Source organism: Candidatus Ponderosibacter sp. Uisw_141_02 (assembly GCF_048087665.1).
In the GTDB taxonomy this organism is placed as follows: domain Bacteria; phylum Pseudomonadota; class Alphaproteobacteria; order Puniceispirillales; family Puniceispirillaceae; genus UBA3439.
Window position 1 is genome coordinate 2175572 of sequence record NZ_CP159807.1, and the last position, 16527, is coordinate 2192098.

General features: G+C 51.2%; 16 protein-coding genes and 1 tRNA gene. 7 read left to right on the forward strand and 10 right to left on the reverse strand.

Annotated features, from left to right (window positions below):
• Positions 1-4 precede the first annotated feature (4 nt).
• Positions 5-529 (reverse strand): DJ-1/PfpI family protein, encoded by a 525-nt coding sequence (locus ABXT40_RS10705; protein WP_443645586.1) that lies wholly within the window; start codon positions 527-529, stop codon positions 5-7.
• 350 nt (positions 530-879) lie between these two features.
• Here ABXT40_RS10705 and ABXT40_RS10710 point away from each other — a divergent pair, with 350 nt between their 5' ends.
• On the forward strand, positions 880-1695 hold the full coding sequence (locus ABXT40_RS10710) for a dienelactone hydrolase family protein (protein ID WP_443645587.1): 816 nt from the start codon (positions 880-882) through the stop codon (positions 1693-1695).
• A gap of 195 nt (positions 1696-1890) precedes the next feature.
• Here ABXT40_RS10710 and ABXT40_RS10715 read toward each other — a convergent pair whose 3' ends face one another.
• Together ABXT40_RS10715 and ABXT40_RS10720 are read right to left on the reverse strand one after the other, a co-directional pair.
• Positions 1891-2130, reverse strand: a complete 240-nt coding sequence (locus ABXT40_RS10715) for a CDGSH iron-sulfur domain-containing protein (protein ID WP_443645588.1) — start codon at positions 2128-2130, stop codon at positions 1891-1893.
• A 96-nt stretch (positions 2131-2226) separates the two neighbouring features.
• Positions 2227-2302, reverse strand: a tRNA-Gly gene (locus ABXT40_RS10720).
• 434 nt (positions 2303-2736) lie between these two features.
• Between ABXT40_RS10720 and folE the strand changes: the two genes are divergently transcribed.
• Positions 2737-3384: a GTP cyclohydrolase I FolE gene (gene folE / locus ABXT40_RS10725; protein ID WP_443645589.1), complete on the forward strand. Its 648-nt coding sequence runs from the start codon at positions 2737-2739 to the stop codon at positions 3382-3384.
• 51 nt (positions 3385-3435) lie between these two features.
• Complete coding sequence (locus ABXT40_RS10730) at positions 3436-4881, forward strand: TrkH family potassium uptake protein (RefSeq protein WP_443645590.1); 1446 nt, start codon at positions 3436-3438, stop codon at positions 4879-4881.
• A gap of 17 nt (positions 4882-4898) precedes the next feature.
• Here ABXT40_RS10730 and ABXT40_RS10735 read toward each other — a convergent pair whose 3' ends face one another.
• From ABXT40_RS10735 to ABXT40_RS10760, 6 genes are all read right to left on the reverse strand, one after another.
• A complete protein-coding gene (locus ABXT40_RS10735) occupies positions 4899-5492 on the reverse strand; it encodes a hypothetical protein (protein WP_443645591.1) in 594 nt (197 codons plus the stop codon).
• A gap of 162 nt (positions 5493-5654) precedes the next feature.
• Positions 5655-6638 (reverse strand): Hsp33 family molecular chaperone HslO, encoded by a 984-nt coding sequence (gene hslO, locus ABXT40_RS10740; RefSeq protein WP_443645592.1) that lies wholly within the window; start codon positions 6636-6638, stop codon positions 5655-5657.
• Positions 6639-6696: 58 nt separating this feature from the next.
• Positions 6697-7605: an ornithine carbamoyltransferase gene (gene argF / locus ABXT40_RS10745; RefSeq protein ID WP_443645593.1), complete on the reverse strand. Its 909-nt coding sequence runs from the start codon at positions 7603-7605 to the stop codon at positions 6697-6699.
• Positions 7606-7652: 47 nt separating this feature from the next.
• On the reverse strand, positions 7653-8870 hold the full coding sequence (locus ABXT40_RS10750) for an aspartate aminotransferase family protein (RefSeq protein WP_443645594.1): 1218 nt from the start codon (positions 8868-8870) through the stop codon (positions 7653-7655).
• A gap of 208 nt (positions 8871-9078) precedes the next feature.
• On the reverse strand, positions 9079-10188 hold the full coding sequence (locus ABXT40_RS10755; RefSeq protein WP_443645595.1) for a 2'-deoxycytidine 5'-triphosphate deaminase: 1110 nt from the start codon (positions 10186-10188) through the stop codon (positions 9079-9081).
• Between the two features lie 46 nt (positions 10189-10234).
• Positions 10235-11110 (reverse strand): ABC transporter permease, encoded by an 876-nt coding sequence (locus ABXT40_RS10760; RefSeq protein ID WP_443645596.1) that lies wholly within the window; start codon positions 11108-11110, stop codon positions 10235-10237.
• Positions 11111-11265: 155 nt separating this feature from the next.
• Here ABXT40_RS10760 and ABXT40_RS10765 point away from each other — a divergent pair, with 155 nt between their 5' ends.
• Positions 11266-11850 (forward strand): regulatory protein RecX, encoded by a 585-nt coding sequence (locus ABXT40_RS10765; protein WP_443645597.1) that lies wholly within the window; start codon positions 11266-11268, stop codon positions 11848-11850.
• Between the two features lie 161 nt (positions 11851-12011).
• Positions 12012-13958, forward strand: a complete 1947-nt coding sequence (acs, locus tag ABXT40_RS10770; protein WP_443645598.1) for an acetate--CoA ligase — start codon at positions 12012-12014, stop codon at positions 13956-13958.
• A 355-nt stretch (positions 13959-14313) separates the two neighbouring features.
• Here the strand turns inward: acs and ABXT40_RS10775 are convergent, their stop codons facing one another.
• The gene (locus tag ABXT40_RS10775) at positions 14314-14979 is read right to left on the reverse strand and encodes an SCO family protein (protein WP_443645599.1); all 666 of its coding nucleotides are present in this window, start codon (positions 14977-14979) and stop codon (positions 14314-14316) included.
• A gap of 247 nt (positions 14980-15226) precedes the next feature.
• Here ABXT40_RS10775 and ABXT40_RS10780 point away from each other — a divergent pair, with 247 nt between their 5' ends.
• Positions 15227-15508 (forward strand): YggT family protein, encoded by a 282-nt coding sequence (locus ABXT40_RS10780; protein ID WP_443645600.1) that lies wholly within the window; start codon positions 15227-15229, stop codon positions 15506-15508.
• A 60-nt stretch (positions 15509-15568) separates the two neighbouring features.
• Complete coding sequence (gene folD, locus ABXT40_RS10785) at positions 15569-16465, forward strand: bifunctional methylenetetrahydrofolate dehydrogenase/methenyltetrahydrofolate cyclohydrolase FolD (protein WP_443645601.1); 897 nt, start codon at positions 15569-15571, stop codon at positions 16463-16465.
• The last annotated feature ends 62 nt before the right edge of the window (positions 16466-16527 follow it).

Sequence of the window (16527 nt, forward strand, 5' to 3'; positions counted from 1 at the left end):
GGTTTCAGGCGGCGCGGCTTTCGGCTTCGCCGATCGCCATCACGCCATTCAGGGCTGATAGCTCATCAAGCTGTCCCGATGTTGCCGATACTGTCACAAGATTACGGTCAATAACAGGGGTAGAATCATCACTTCCAGCTTTTGTCCGCTCGGCAGCTTCATCAATTAATGACAATAGCGCAACCGCATCGCCTTGAAGCAGAACCGGCATATCTTCGCGCAGGAACGCACGCAAAACACGTTTGGCGTGAACTTCATTTTTCAAGCTTTCAACATGGCGGTTGCCAGCCGGTACGATCAGCGCATCATAATCAATCGCAAGCGCTGTCGATAAGGTGGCATCGGCCGGATAGGACATGCCCCAGCCTGTGCCATTCCATGCGCTTGTTAATCCAGCTTCCCGAGAAACAATTCTTAATTTCGCGCCAGCATTCATCATGGCGCGTTGGATGGCGATAAATCCAGTCTCATCAAAACCGCTTGCCACCATAATGGCGATTGTTTTTCCTGAAAAATTGGATAGATTCATAAGAATACTCCTTAAAAATTGAATTAGGGTCTTTCGCATTGACGTTTGCGAGGAAGGTTACGCTGGCTAGCACCAACCGGTCCGCCGGTAGCGCTTGCCGCGTAAAAATTAGGATTGCGCCAGCGTATACATGGCTTTGCCAATTTGTTCAAGCTTTACTCGCCATCGGTTTGCTCAAAGCGGTTCACAAAACCCAAATCATGCGCAAAGTTTTTCTATTATTTGGATACTTGCGCATTTGCAGCACCGTTCAAAAGGCCTAGAATTAGGCATCAAATCATCATCTAGCGTGTTTTGCAAAAGACCGGTTTGATGTTTTTCACAATGTTTTTTCAATGGAGATAGATAAGATGTGTGATCTGGAAAATTGTGATCCGAATGATCTGTCGCGACCATCGGTATCACCCACTGACCGGCGGTTGTTTCTTGCCGGCGCGCTGGCGCTACCGCTTGCCACGATTCTTGCCAATGTTGACCTTGCCGAAGCGCAAGCCGCAAAGGGTGTTTCCATCAAACAAACAACCGCAGATGGCCGCACGGTCAGCGCCTATTTTGCCGAGGCTGATAAAAAGGACGCGCCAGTGGTGATTTTGATCCATGAATGGTGGGGCTTGAATGACAATATCAAAACCATGGCCGAAGATATCCGTGCTAAGGGATTTCATGCGATTGCCATTGATCTGTTTAACGGTTCGGTTGCCAGCAATCGTGACGAAGCCAAAACCCAAACCAAGGCTGTTAAGGCCAGCGAAGCCAATGCAACGATTGCCGCATGGGTTGATTGGGCCAAGGCCAATGGCAATGGCAAAGTTGCCACGCTTGGCTGGTGTTTCGGCGGTGGGTGGAGCCTGTCAGCCGCATTAAACTCCAAGCTTGATGCCGCGGTAATCTATTATGGGCGCGTTACCGCCAATGCCGACAGTCTGCAAAAACTGAACGCACCGCTTCTTGGTCATTTTGGCACTTTGGATAAATCCATCAATCCAGAGATGGTTGGCGCTTTTCAAAAAAACCTTGCCCAAGCTGGCAAAAGCGATTTGATGACAACGCATTGGTATACTGCAGGTCATGCCTTTGCCAATCCCACTGGCGGCCGCTATGACGAGGATGATGCCGCGCTTGCATGGGCGAGAACGCATACGTTCTTGACGGCGCACCTGCGGTAGGCAGCCACAAAAGGCGGATGGCTAGAAATCGAGGAGGGAAAATCTTCCCCAAAAAATCTGGCCAGAAAAAATTTGAAAGCCCTTCAAACCAAAACAGCCCCGCTTGGCAAAGCGGGGCTGTTGATTAATTTGGCTCATTGGCAGGCTGGCATAAGCCAAGGCCCGTGCCAACCACATAAGATGGGCGGCAATGGTTTAAAGCTTGCTATGGCTGCCATCGCAAAGCGGGGCTTTTGCCGATGCTTTACACCCGCAGAAAAACATCTTTTTGGTTGCTTCAGCGGTAATTTTTACCGGCGCAATGCCTGTATCTTTGTGGCTGCCATCGCAAAAAGGCTGTTTGGCACTTTTGCCACAGGCACACCAGAAATAGGTTTTGCCTTCTTCAACTTCGATTGGCATTGGTGACTTTTGAAAAATAACCGGATCGGTCATGGAGATAGTCCTTTTGTTGGGGTTATGAAAAACTGCCTTTGCCACGGCACCTGCCGCTAAAAAACGCCAAATCAGTCGAAAAAGCCGTAGAATGAATGGAGCGGGCAACGGGGTTCGAACCCGCGACCCCGAGCTTGGGAAGCTCGTGCTCTACCAACTGAGCTACACCCGCTTTAGAACTGCACAATAAGAGTTTGCGATGGCTGATAGCAAGTCCAAAAGCAGCGCTTGCCGTTTTGGCAAAGCGCCTTACCCGCAGCCAACTCGACGACGGGTTCTGTGTTTTCCTGCCGGCCTTGGATGCTACAAATATGTTTTACAGGCGTCATGTACTCCGCAAATTTGGTACATATTCGGCGCATCAGCCACTTCACATCCATTTGGGTAGGCATAATCTATCGTAATTAGGTGAATTTTCGATTAACGGGGCGCGTTCAGACCTTAGATCAATAATTTGGGTTACGCTCGTAACGCGTGATTTGCCAGTTGATTGTTTCTGGCGGTTTCTGCCAATTAAAGTTGCATTTTGGGACTGTTTTCGTCATATACTCAGGCGGCGGCCTAATCGATTGGCAGCGGCAGTTTCACAATGGTTTGGCAAGACACATGATGACTCCTTATGACACCGGCGAGACCAAAGACGCATCTGAGATAAATGATGCCTCAACCGACCAGTCAGTAATTGAAAAACCAAGCCGACAGGAAGCCGAAGCGGCAGTTGACGTTTTATTGCGCTGGATTGGCGAAAACCCCGCCCGTGAAGGGCTTGCTGGAACACCGGGACGGGTTGTTCGCGCCTGGTCAGAATTCTGCAGCGGCTATGATGAAGATCCGGCAAAGATGCTGGCACGCACCTTTGAAGAAGTCGAAGGCTATGACGATATGGTGATGCTTCGCAATATCCGGCTGGAAAGCCATTGCGAACATCATTTGGTGCCTATTTTGGGTGTTGCCCATATTGCTTATATGCCCGACCGGCGCGTTGTTGGCATTTCCAAATTAGCGCGGGTTCTTGATGGTTTTGCCCATCGCCTGCAAACACAAGAAACCCTGACCGCACAGGTGGCCGATTGCATCCAGAAAGTTTTGCAGCCAAAAGGCGTTGCCGTGCTGATCGACGCGCAGCATCAATGCATGACAACACGCGGCGTTCGCAAACCCGATGTGTCGATGATCACCACAAGATTTACCGGTGTGTTTAAACAGGATGAAGCCCTTAGCCGGCGCTTTCTTGATCAAACAAAACTAGGCTAGTGATAAGGCACCAACGCATAAGCCGCCAATTGTAACCGCAACCGGATCATCATGCAGTTTTCACCCGTGCTAAATATTTTAGGAGTTCTGGCAACCATCTTGGCAGCGGCCATGCTGATTCCGATGGGTGTTGATCTTTATGCCGGATCTGATGATTGGCAGGTATTTGCACTATCAGCACTATTGACCGGCTTTGTTGGCGTGTCGGTATGGCTTGCAACGAACCAGCGTGACGCGCATGGTCTTGGGCTTCGGCAGGCGTTTTTGCTAACCAACGGCTCATGGGTGATGATTGGCATTTTTGGTGCTTTGCCCTTTGTGTTCAGCGAGCTTGATCTTAGCTTTACCGATTCAGTTTTTGAATCGGTTTCAGGGATCACAACAACCGGATCAACCATCCTTGTTGAAATCGAACAGGCATCACCCGGAATTTTGATCTGGCGTGCCTTGCTTCAATGGCTTGGCGGGGTTGGTATTGTTGTTATGGCAATGGCCGTTTTGCCAATGCTTTCGGTTGGTGGCATGCAGCTTTTTCGCACCGAGTCCTATGAGCGGGCTGAAAATGTTGTGCCGCGGGCAACCCAGCTTGCTGGCGGTATCGGCCTTGTCTATACCGGACTAACCGCGCTTTGGGCGGTGATGCTGGGGCTGGCGGGTATGGATATGTTTGATGCTGTTGCGCATTCAATGACAACCCTTGCCACTGGCGGCTACTCAACCCGCACCGCGTCGATTGGGGCGTTTGATTCGGTTGCTGTCGAATGGATTATCATCACGGGCATGATTGTTGGCAGCCTGCCGTTTGCGCATTATCTGGCGATGGTACGCGGCGGGTGGCGAAGCTTACTGAATGATCCGCAAGTGCGCTGGTTCTTAATCCTTGCGGTTGGGCTTGTTCTGCTATTGATCTGGCATTTGATGCAAACGGGTTTGGGATTTGGCGAGGCGGTCCGCCAAGCCAGCTTTAACGGCGTTTCGATCATGACCGGCACAGGATATGTGAGCGCCAATTTTTCGGCATGGGGGGGGTTTGCAACAACAATCCTGCTAATCGTTATGTTCATTGGCGGCTGTGGCGGGTCAACCACTTGCGGAATCAAAGTGTTCCGCCTTCAGGTTCTTGCCAGTACCGCCAAGGTGCAGATCAGCCGCTTGCTGCGCCCGCATGCGGTAGTGCTTGCCTATTACAATAAACGGCCCGTTTCGGTCGAGGTCATGGATTCGGTGATGGGGTTTTTCTATCTCTTTATTCTTGGCTTTGTGCTGATCGCCATCATGCTTGGCATGGCCGGTCTTGATTTTGTCACGGCGCTATCAGGTGCCGCAACTTCGATCAGTAATGTTGGCCCGGGTCTTGGCGAAGTGATTGGCGCTGATGGCAATTTTTCGACACTTCCCGATAGCGCAAAATGGATCATGTCCTTTGCCATGCTCTTGGGACGCCTTGAAATCTTTACCGTTCTGGTTATGCTCAATCCGGCCTTTTGGCAGCGCTAGATATCGCGCCAGAACCCTTAGGGCAGAATAATCCGGTCAATGGTTGCCAATTCCTTTCGGGTTTGGCTGTCCAACCGGACAAGCGCGCCCTTCACCGCTTCATTAACCACCTTGCTAACTTCATTTGCTGTGGCTGATTCACGAATTGTAATTGAATGTGCAGCGCTTAGATCGGCCAATGCTTGTGTGCCGCCAACGGGCTGAAGCCACATGATTTTGGCTTTGATTTCAGCGGTGACTTTGCGGCTTTGCTGATCCGTGAGCAAACCGTCAATCCCGACCTTGGCAGGTAAATCAGTCAGCGTCACAGCAGCTTGTTTTATGTCGAAAATAATCTCGCCACTGCCACCAGCAGGACGAAGCACATGTGATGCCCAATCGGCCAGAATGGTGCTTGGCAACGGGCTTACCCGATGCCCGATATAAGGATCGGCAACCGGCATCTGCCAATTATCAATGATTTCAAGACGGCGGGCATTGAGGTTTAGCGGCTGATAAGCATCAGCCGCAAAAATCTGCGGCGGCGGCGTTGCTGTTCCTGTTTTGCAGGCGGCAAGAAGCCCACCGGCCAGAACCAACGCCAAGACTGTCATCATTTTTGAACGAAACATCGTCAAAGCCCTTTTTCTATCACGATTGAACTGGCACCTTGATCATAGCTTATCACGCATCTATGAGGTTTTTGAAATGCGTTTTGATCAAGTTGCAATTTAGCAATTATGCCGTAATTTTTGGAACGACGCTATCAATGTCTTGCCAGCATTGGCGCAAAATTAAAGGCGCGGAATCGCATCCTTATGGTAGGCACGATGCGTTTTGCAAAATTCACAAGTGACCGTCAGATTCCCATCATGATCAGCCATGTCATCAATGTCATCTGGTGCTAATTGTTGAAGCATTGATTCGATCTTTTCGACATTACAGCGGCATTGATCAAGCACTGGGCGCGCAGGTGCACTATGCGGTGCCATGCTGTTAAACAGGCGGAAAATAACATCTTCTGGCGATAAGGCTGGATCAAGCAATTCACCGCGGGTGATCGAGCCAAGCAGGGTTTTCGCCGTATGCCACGCATCATCACTGGCAGCACGAGCCTGTTCATTGGTTTTTGGCGTGCTGGCACCATCACTATTGCCACCATCACTCTTGCCACCATCAGCCGCAATCCGCTGCAACATCAAGGCCACCGCCTGCCAGCCATCTGCCCCATGTTCGGCAGCGCAAATAATAATCGTATCGAGCTGTTCTGAATTTTCATACCATTTCATCGCCGCGTCGCTTAGATGCCGTTCATCCAGTTCGACAATCCCCTGATAACGACCATTGCTGGTGCCGTCATCAACGGTAAAGGCGATATAGCCGCTACCCATCAATGGCCCAAGACAAACCGAACCCGATGGATCATGTGCCAAAGCCGCCGCTTGAAAACCGGTTGGATTATCCTCCATCGCAGTATAGCCGCGAAGATGGCCAGCCTCGGTAATATCGGCAAATAGCGTGCGAACCAAACCATCACCTTTGGCCTGAAGCGTGAATACACCATCAAATTTCAAAGTGCTTGTTAGACAGGCAGCCAATGCCAAAGCTTCGGCTTGAAGCGTTGCCACAAGCGGCGGGTAGTCATGGCGCTCAAGAATGCTATTAGCAGGGCGGCCAACCGACGCCATACGGCCACGAATTAACGCAACATCATCTGAACCATCAGCGAGATAAAAAGGCAGAATCTGCGCATCGGCCGGTAAATTATCATTCAACATCATTAAATCCTAAAACCGCAACCCACATCAGCCGTCGCGGCCGCTTGGGGCTTTGCGTCTAATTCCCCGAAACGCACCATGCCAGAATGGCTTTTTGGGCATGAAGCCGGTTTTCGGCTTCGTCAAAGACTGCTGATTGCGGCCCGTCAATAACTTCGGAAGTCACTTCCATGCCGCGCCATGCTGGCAGGCAATGCATGAAAATAGCGTCGCCAGCGGCAGCCTTCATCAATTCGGCATTCACCTGAAATGGCGCAAAATCAGCGCGGCGACTGCCCTCATCATTGCCCATTGAAACCCAGACATCGGTCACCACCGACTGTACCTTGTCAATCGCCAGACCAACCTCGTCGGTAAGGATAATATCGCCGCCATTTGACCGCGCCCATGCCAATAAATCGGCAGGTGGCGCGTAATTTTGCGGGCCAGCAATCCGCAATTGAAAGCCAAAGCGAACCGCCGCCTCGATCCAGCTTACCGCAACATTATTACCATCACCAAACCATGCAACGCTTTGTCCAGCAAGCGGGCCATGATATTCGATCATCGTCATCAGATCGGCCATCAGCTGGCAAGGGTGCGAGCGCTGGGTCAATGCATTAATCACCGGCACGGTTGCATGTTGGGCAACGGTGAGAAGCGTTTCATGCTGAAAACAGCGAATCATAATCACATCGACATAGCGCGACAGCACCCGCGCCGTATCTTCAACCGATTCACCACGACCAAGCTGCAAGTCATTTGCCGATAAGATCAATGGTGTACCGCCAAGCTGGACAACCCCAACCTCAAATGACACGCGGGTTCGCGTTGACGGCTTTTCAAAAATCATCGCAACGGTTTTGCCTGCCAATGGCATCGCATGGCTTTCGCCTGATTTTTGCGCTGCCTTCATACGCAAGCCGTCATCAAGCATTGATTGCAGAGCGTCAGTCGAAAAATCTTTCAAATCTAGAAAATGCCGCATCGGCGTTATCCCGTCCTTCAGTCATATTTGGCAAAAGTTATTGCGCTCTATTGATCGTCACGCGGCGCCATTGCGGTTAATGCCGTCACAAGCTTGGTAATCGCCAGATCAATTTCATCACGATGAATGGTCAATGGTGGCAACAGCCGAAGCGTATTATCAGCCGCCGGTACTGTCAGCAGATGGTCATCACGAAGCCGGTTCACAAGCGCGGGCAAATCAACCGAGTCATGAAGCCGAATACCACGCAAAAAGCCGCGCCCACTAAGCGCCTCAATCATTGCTGGAAATTGTGTCTGGAGTTGATGCAGCGCCGTATCAAGATAGGCAGCACGTTCACGAACATCAGCCAAAAACCCATCTTCGCCAAGAATTTCAAGAACCGCCTTTGCCGCCGCCATGGCCAGCGGATTGCCGCCAAAGGTTGATCCATGCGTCCCGGGTGTCATCGCCGCACCGACCGCCTTGCTGGCAATAACAGCCCCAATCGGAAAGCCGCCAGCAAGCCCTTTGGCAAGCGCAACAATATCAGGCTTGATTCCGGTATCCTCATAGGAAAACAGCCGTCCAGTTCGGCCAATGCCTGCCTGCACCTCATCAGCAATCACCAGCGCGCCAAATTCATCAGCCGCTTCACGTACACCGGCAAGGTAGCCATCGGGAACCTGCTTGGCACCGCCTTCGCCCTGAACCGATTCGACCATCACCGCTGCCACAAGCGGCCCAAGCGCGGCACGAAGCGCATTCAAATTGCCAAAAGAAACATGGTCAAATCCAGCTGGCATCGGGCCAAACCCAGTTCGGAATACCGGCCTGTCGGTCGCCGCAAGCATGCCTAATGTCCGGCCATGAAAAGCGCCTGTCGCGCACAGAATGGTCATCCGCTCAGGCTCGCCCTTTTCATAGGCGGCACGGCGGGCAATCTTGACCGCAGCTTCGGTCGCTTCAGCACCAGAATTACAGAAAAACACCTGATCAAGACCCGAAAGCGAGGCCAGCATTTTGGCAACAATCTCTTGACCGGGAATCCGGTATAGATTGGACGTGTGCCATAATTTGCCAGCCTGCTCGGTCAGCGCAGCGACCAGATGCGGGTGGCTATGGCCAAGCGTGTTAACCGCAATCCCGCTTGCACAATCGAGATATTTTTCACCTGAGTCGGATTCAAGCCAGCAGCCTTCGCCGCGCAAAAAACCAATTTCGGCGCGTCCATAGGTTTGCATCACAGCTGAGTCAGCTGCGTAATCCACGGCTTTTTGGTTCATGTCAAAACCACCTGGCTTGTCCTTTGTTATGCCAGCTATGTCAAACTGACAAACGCCCAAATTCATACCCAAAAATCAAACCACCAACGCAATATCTCCGTTGGTGGCCCCTGCAAGCGCCCATTGGCACTCGATTCAGGCCGCAACTCTCGCGATTTTCGGAACAATTGTCAAGATATCAGCCAATAAATGGCCAACCGCCAATTGGTTAGTCCTGAATAAAATGTTTGGCCAATCGCAGCCCTTGTGATTGATAGTTTGATCCCCCAGTGCCATACAGCGTTGCCGGCACTGATACCATGGGTTCATAAACCAGCCGACAAACCGTTTGACCCTGTTCAATCAGGAATGGCACATCATGCGACCGCACCTCGAGAACGGCGCGCGTTCCCTCGGCACCAAGTTCGGCCATGCCAAAGCCAGGATCGAAAAATCCGGCATAATGCGCGCGAAATTCACCAACTCTTGTATCATAGGCGCGCATCTCGGCAGCATGATCTTTTGGCACAGTCACAAATTCACGGCTTGCCAAAATATAGAATTCATCAGGATTCAAAACCAGCCCGCCAACCGTAAGGTCAGATGGGGTGACGCGTTCCCAAAAAGCGTCAACCGGCTGGCTTGCTGGCGCATCAATATCAATCAGACCAGCATGTTTGCGCGCGCGCCAGCCAATCATGCCGCTTTTGACATCTGGTTCAAGATTGACGCTAAGGGCAACACCATCACGAATATCAGTTCGGTCGGCACCATGAACCAAACCGACGGTTGATTGCAGTGACTCCATTAACAGATCAGACGGGGCGCTGATGCCACGCCGAAGCCGCAATTGCGACAAGCGCGACCCGGCCCGCACCAAAACCGAAAAGGTGCGCGGCGAAATTTCGGCATAAAGCGGGCCTTCATAGCCGTCGGCAACCGATTCAAATTCACGCGCACCATCGGTAATCAGGCGGGTAAAAATATCAAGCCTACCAGTTGAGCTTTTTGGATTTGCCATGGCGGAAATGCCCACCGGAAGGCGAAGCCGCTCTTGCAATTTCACAATATACACACAACCGCGTTCCAGCACCGCGCCATCACTGAGGTCGATTTTATGCATGCCAAATTGCGCCAGCTTGTCGGCAACGGTCATATGCTGGCCCGGCAAAAAGCTGGCTTGCACCCGCCATGCCTCACGGCCAAGCCGCAGGTCAAGACTGGCAGGTTGAAGCTGGCCTTCCTCAACCGGGCGATCGGCGGCAATAACACCGTCATGGATCGCCTGTTCAAGATGCTGTACGGGCAAAATGCCGTTTTCAAACTCTTCGGCTGGCATGGTGATTCCTATCCTAATCGTCTTTGCTAATGGTCAGTATGCAATGCTAGCTTTTCAAGCGATAGCCCGAACGCAAGGCCTTATAACATAAAATGGCCAAAACGACATTTACCGCAACAAGGCAGTAAAAGCCGGTCATAAGTGGCCGGTCGGCAATCCCGATCATGCCGTAGCGAAACCCGTCAATGGCATAAAATATCGGATTCAGGCTGGCAATCACATCAAATGGCGCAGGAAGGCGGTCAACCGAATAAAAGGTTCCCGATAAAAAGGTCAGCGGCTGGATAACAAAATTCGTAATGGCCGCCAATTCGTCAAATTTATTGGCCCAGATTCCGGCTAGAATACCAGCAAAAGACAGGGCAAATGCACCTAGAATTAAAAACCCAATGGCGATCATTGGATGCGGTGGCAACGTGCCACCACCAAGAATGACCAAGGCAAACGCCGTTACGATGCCAACAAAAAGACCGCGCGTCATGCCCGCCGCGGCCAGCCCAAACAGCAATTCACCCGGCCCCAAAGGCGGCATTAGTAAATCAACAATATTACCCTGCACTTTTGAGACAACAAGTGAAGATGATGTATTGGCAAAAGCATTTTGAAGAACATTCATCATCACCAAGCCCGGCACGAGAAATGTCACAAAATCAATGTCACCAGCAAAGCTGGCGCGCTCACCAATCGCCACTGAAAAAACCATCAAAAACAAAATCGAGGTGATGACTGGTGCCGCCAGCGTTTGTGTGGCGATTTTCAAAAACCGCTGCACTTCGCGTTGATATAGCATGCCAAGACCAACCCAATTCACCGATCCAATATAAACCGGACGGCGCAATTCATGCACCGATGATAACAGGGGGGCTGCCGAGGCTGCTTTGGCAGATGATGATGTATTTGTTTTTGAATCGAGATCGGTCATGCGGTCAAAATAGGCCGCAATCTGATTTGGCGCAATGGGGCAAAGGGCAGCTTTTGCCTTTCATCCGAAAACCGCCTACCCTTGTCGGCGGCATATGGCCAATCTGACTGATTTTGGGCGCAGCCCCAGCAACCGAAAAGCATCATTTCATATTCATGGCAAAAGCACCTATCGAAACAAGATTGATGAATAAGGCGGTTGATTATCTCGGCCGCTATGCCAGCTCGCAACACCGGCTGCGCGACGTGCTTGGCCGGTTTGCAACGCGCAAGCTTGATCAGCATGATCCCGATGACATTGCCGCCGCGATTGATGCAACCGTGACACGCTGCCAGACGCTTGGCTATGTCAATGATGACGCCTTTGCCCAATCACAGGCGCGAAGCCACCGCCGGCAAGGTCGCTCGCAGCTTGGCATCCGTCAACGGCTTCGCCAGCATCGGCTTGATGATGATGTGATTGATGCGGCACTGGACGTGGCTGATGAACATGCTGCAAATGGTGAGTTGCTTGCCGCCTGCCGCTTTGCCCGCCGCCGCCGAATTGGCCCTTTTGATCATCGGCGAAATGATGATGATGACCGCGATGCCATTATGCAACGTCGGCAACGCCAGCTTGGTGCCATGGCGCGCGCCGGATTTGCCATGGCAATTAGCCGCAAAGTTTTTGATCTTGCCGATTCAACCGCTGGCGAAATGCTGATTGACCAGCTTGAACATGGCGAAGACCCAACAGCTTAACCATCCGTCATTGTCGCAAGCCTTGCCGATTCTCACCGGCTGCGATAATAATTTTGAATGAGATTACGTAAAAACCGGCTGGCAAGCAGCATCAAGCAGGCCAAAACCAAAAATAAGGCCGAGATATAAGGCCCGTAAAGCATTGTTGAAGGAGTCTTTCGATGGAACAGGACATGATCTTTGAGCCAAGCGCAGATTTGGCAAAATCGGCACTTATTGACGCGAATGGCTATGCCGCCCTTTACCAAGATTCGATTGCCAATCCCGATCAATTCTGGGCCGAGCATGGCAAGCGCATTGACTGGATCAAGCCCTATAACCAGATCAGCGACGTATCTTATGACGCCAAAGATTTACATATCAAATGGTATGCTGACGGCACGTTAAATGCGGCGGCTAACTGCCTTGACCGCCATCTTGCCACCCGCGGCGATCAGACAGCCATCATCTGGGAAGGCGATGAGCCCGATCAGCACCGCCATATCACTTATCGCGAATTGCATGAAGAAGTGTGTAAATTTGCCAATGTGTTAAAGGCAAATGGCGCCAAAAAAGGCGACCGGATCACCATCTATATGCCAATGATTCCCGAAGCCACCGTGGCGATGCTGGCTTGTGCGCGGATTGGCGCTGTGCATTCGGTTGTTTTTGGCGGCTTTTCGCCAGATGCGCTTGCTGGCCGGATTCAAGATTGCGAGTCAACAATGGTGATCACCGCCGATGAAGGGGTTCGTGGTGGACGGCCAATTCCATTAAAAGCCAATACCGATGAAGCCTTGGCCAATTGCCCCGATTGCAAAACCGCGATTGTGGTCAAGCGAACCGGCGGCAAGATTGACTGGGTTGACGGACGCGATGTCTGGTATCACGAGGCCATGGCGAGCGCCTCGGCCGATTGCCCCACCGAAGAAATGAACGCCGAAGACCCGATATTCATTCTCTATACATCAGGATCAACCGGCAAACCAAAGGGGGTTCTTCACACCACGGGCGGCTATATGGTCTATGCCTCGATGACGCATCAATACGTTTTTGATTACCATGATGGTGATATCTATTGGTGTACCGCCGATGTTGGCTGGGTGACGGGGCATAGCTATATCGTCTATGGGCCATTGGCCAATGGCGCGATAACCTTGATGTTTGAAGGTGTGCCAACCTATCCTGACAGTTCTAGATTCTGGCGTGTTGTCGAAAAACATAAGGTCAATATTTTCTACACCGCGCCAACCGCCATCCGCGCCTTGATGCGCGAAGGCGATAAGCCTGTCACGGTTTGTGACCGATCATCTTTGCGGCTTCTTGGGTCGGTTGGCGAACCGATCAATCCCGAAGCATGGATGTGGTATCATAATGTGGTTGGCGAAAAACGCTGCCCGATTGTCGATACATGGTGGCAAACCGAAACAGGCGGCATTCTGATTACGCCTCTACCTGGGGCAACCGCCACCAAACCCGGTTCGGCAACCAAACCTTTTTTCGGCATTCAGCCAGTTCTTGTTGATGGTGATAACAATATTCTTGATGGTGCCAGTGATGGCAATTTATGTATTGGCCATTCATGGCCCGGCCAGATGCGAACCGTCTATGGCGACCATCAGCGATTCATCGAAACCTATTTCACCACCTTCCCGGGTCGCTATTTCACCGGTGACGGTGCCCGCCGTGACCAGGACGGCTATTTCTGGATCACCGGCCGTGTTGATGATGTGTTGAATGTATCCGGCCACCGGATGGGAACAGCCGAAGTTGAATCGGCCTTGGTGGCACATCCAAAAGTGGCCGAGGCCGCGGTTGTTGGCTATCCACATGATATTAAAGGGCAAGGAATCTATGCCTATGTCACCTTGGTTGCCGATGCGGTTGCTGATGATCAGCTGGCCACCGAATTGCGCCAATGGACACGCAAAGAAATTGGCCCCATCGCGACACCCGACCTATTGCAATGGGCACCACAATTGCCGAAAACGCGGTCCGGCAAGATCATGCGACGCATTTTACGGAAAATTGCCGCCAATGAATATGATCAGCTAGGTGACACATCAACCTTGACCGATCCGGCGGTGGTTGATGATCTTGTCGCAAATCGGCAAAATCGCGGCGACTAGCAACGGCCAGACCTGTTTTGACAACCCAATCGGGGCAAGGCCATCTAATCGGATGGCCTTATCCTCATTTATGGCTGCCTTAAATCATGCCGGTTCATTGCAGATTTTGCCCAGAGTCTCGCTAGACATAATCTAACTTGATGTAATCTGGCTAACTGTTATCCAGTGTGGCGTTAGCTGATGCCAAGTTCGATTGCCCGACAAACCGCATGCGTTCGGTTTAAGGCTGCCAGTCTTAAACTTGCCACACCGCATCATCACTTCAAGATCGTTAAAAAGAAATGAATTACAATTTTTATGTGAATGCTACGTTTGGTTAATCCAAACGGTCAATATCGTCACAGCCAACGGCTGTTTACAGAATCGATTTCAGCTTTTCAGTGACAAAGGCAATCGACTCATTATGAACGATCGTACCCTTAAAGCTGCCATCATCACGATATAGAAATACTGCCGCGCTGTGATCATAAAGATAATTCCCATCGCCCTGATCATTCTTTTGCGCATAGACGCCGAATTGTTGCAACACCGAACGCACCTGATCCGGCGATCCGGTTAGGCCGGTAACATTGGCATCAAACAGGCCAAGATATTGCTTTAATTGTTCTGGCGTATCACGCTCAGGGTCGACCGTGATGAATAAAATCTGCAGCGCCTTCGTATCAATACCCGCCGATTCCAGATCATCGCGTGCAGTGGCAAGTGTTGTCAAAGTGGTTGGGCAAACATCTGGACAATAGGTAAAGCCAAAAAACAGCGCGATCGGCCGATCGGCAAAATCATCTTGATTTCGCACAATGCCGTTTTGATCAATCAGTTCGATGTTATTATCTTGAAACTGCGGAATGCCGATTGTGTTTTTTTGGGCGAATTGATCAGAAATCAAAAACACGCTAGCCGCAAGCCCAAGAAATAACAAAGCCGCGGCGATCACCCAACCAATCTTGCGACCCGTCTGGCGACCCGTCTGGTGGGGTTTAGGTCCGGCAGGTTTGAGCGATGTTGTGTGATCCTGTTTCATGCCCTAGATGTAGGCGAATAGGCAGGGGCTTTCAAGGCTTTGCTTTTTAACACAATCTGCTGTTTTGGCGATGGCAGAAAAAAAAGCCAAACCAAAGCCTTTGCCCGGTCTCGAATGAAGGCCAGGCGCGAATGAAGGCCAGTCGTGAATGAAAGATTGTCTTTGCCAATCGGTTTTGATTATAGTGCGGTGCTGACGGCGCATAAGTGCCAAGCCAAACCGTTGAAACCATGACGAGTCGATATTCATGTATGCATTTGCCATCCTCATTGACCAGATCATCAATCTTTATATCTGGACTTTGCTTGCCTATCTTGCGGCAGGCTGGTTGATCGCCTTTAAGATCATCAACCCGTGGCAGCCGATTGTGCGGATGATCATTGATGTTTTGGCCCGAATCCATGAACCATTATTAAGGCCAGTACGCCGGATTTTGCCCGATTTTGGGGCGCTTGATGTCAGCCCGATTGTGTTGTTTCTTTTGGCGCAATTCCTGCGTAATCTTTTGCAAAGCAGTATAACAGGATAGGCGTTACCAACTGGGTCACAATGACCGCATGATAAGCGCGACCCAAAAAGGCATATGAGCATGACAGATGCAAAAATAATTGACGGCAAGGCATTTTCAGAAAAACTGGTCACGCAAGTGGCAGCCGAGGTTGAAGTCTTTGCCAAGGCCACCGGTCAAGTGCCCGGCCTTGCTGTTGTTCTTGTTGGCGAGAATCCGGCAAGTCAGGTTTATGTTCGCAACAAAAGCGAGCGCACAACCGCTGCTGGCATGCGGTCAATTGAACATCGTCTTGACTGTGATACTGACGAGGCCAGCTTGCTAGCCCTGATCGAAACCTTGAACCAAGATGATATGGTTGACGGCATTTTGGTGCAATTACCGCTTCCCGATCAGATCAACGCTGATGCGGTGATCAATGCCATTCGTCCAGATAAAGATGTTGACGGGTTTCATGTGGTCAATGCTGGCCTGCTGGCAACAGGTCAGGAATCGCTTGTGCCTTGCACGCCTTTTGGTTGTCTGCTGCTGCTTCGCGATCAATTAGGCGATTTATCAGGGCTTCACGCTGTTGTTGTTGGCCGGTCAAATATTGTTGGCAAACCGATGGCGCAATTGCTTCTTGGTGAGAGCTGTACCGTGACAATCGCCCATTCGCGCACCAAGGATGTGGAGTCACTCTGCCAGCAAGCCGATATTCTTGTTGCCGCTGTCGGACGACCTGAAATGATTACCGATGTCCATGTCAAAAAAGGTGCAACCGTCATTGATGTTGGCATTAATCGGGTGCCAGCCCCTGAACGCGGAGAGGGTAAGTTTCGGCTAACCGGCGATGTTGATTTTGACGCAGCGGCAAAAAAGGCTGGTGCCATCACGCCGGTACCGGGCGGCGTTGGTCCAATGACAATCGCCTGCCTGTTACGCAACACGCTTGTTGCTGCGGCACGGCGTCACGGCGTCACCATCGGAAAAATCTGATAAACCCTACCAATTGCGTAAAAATAGATAGCGAAAGCCGGCTTGCTTAGGCAGAAACTTAA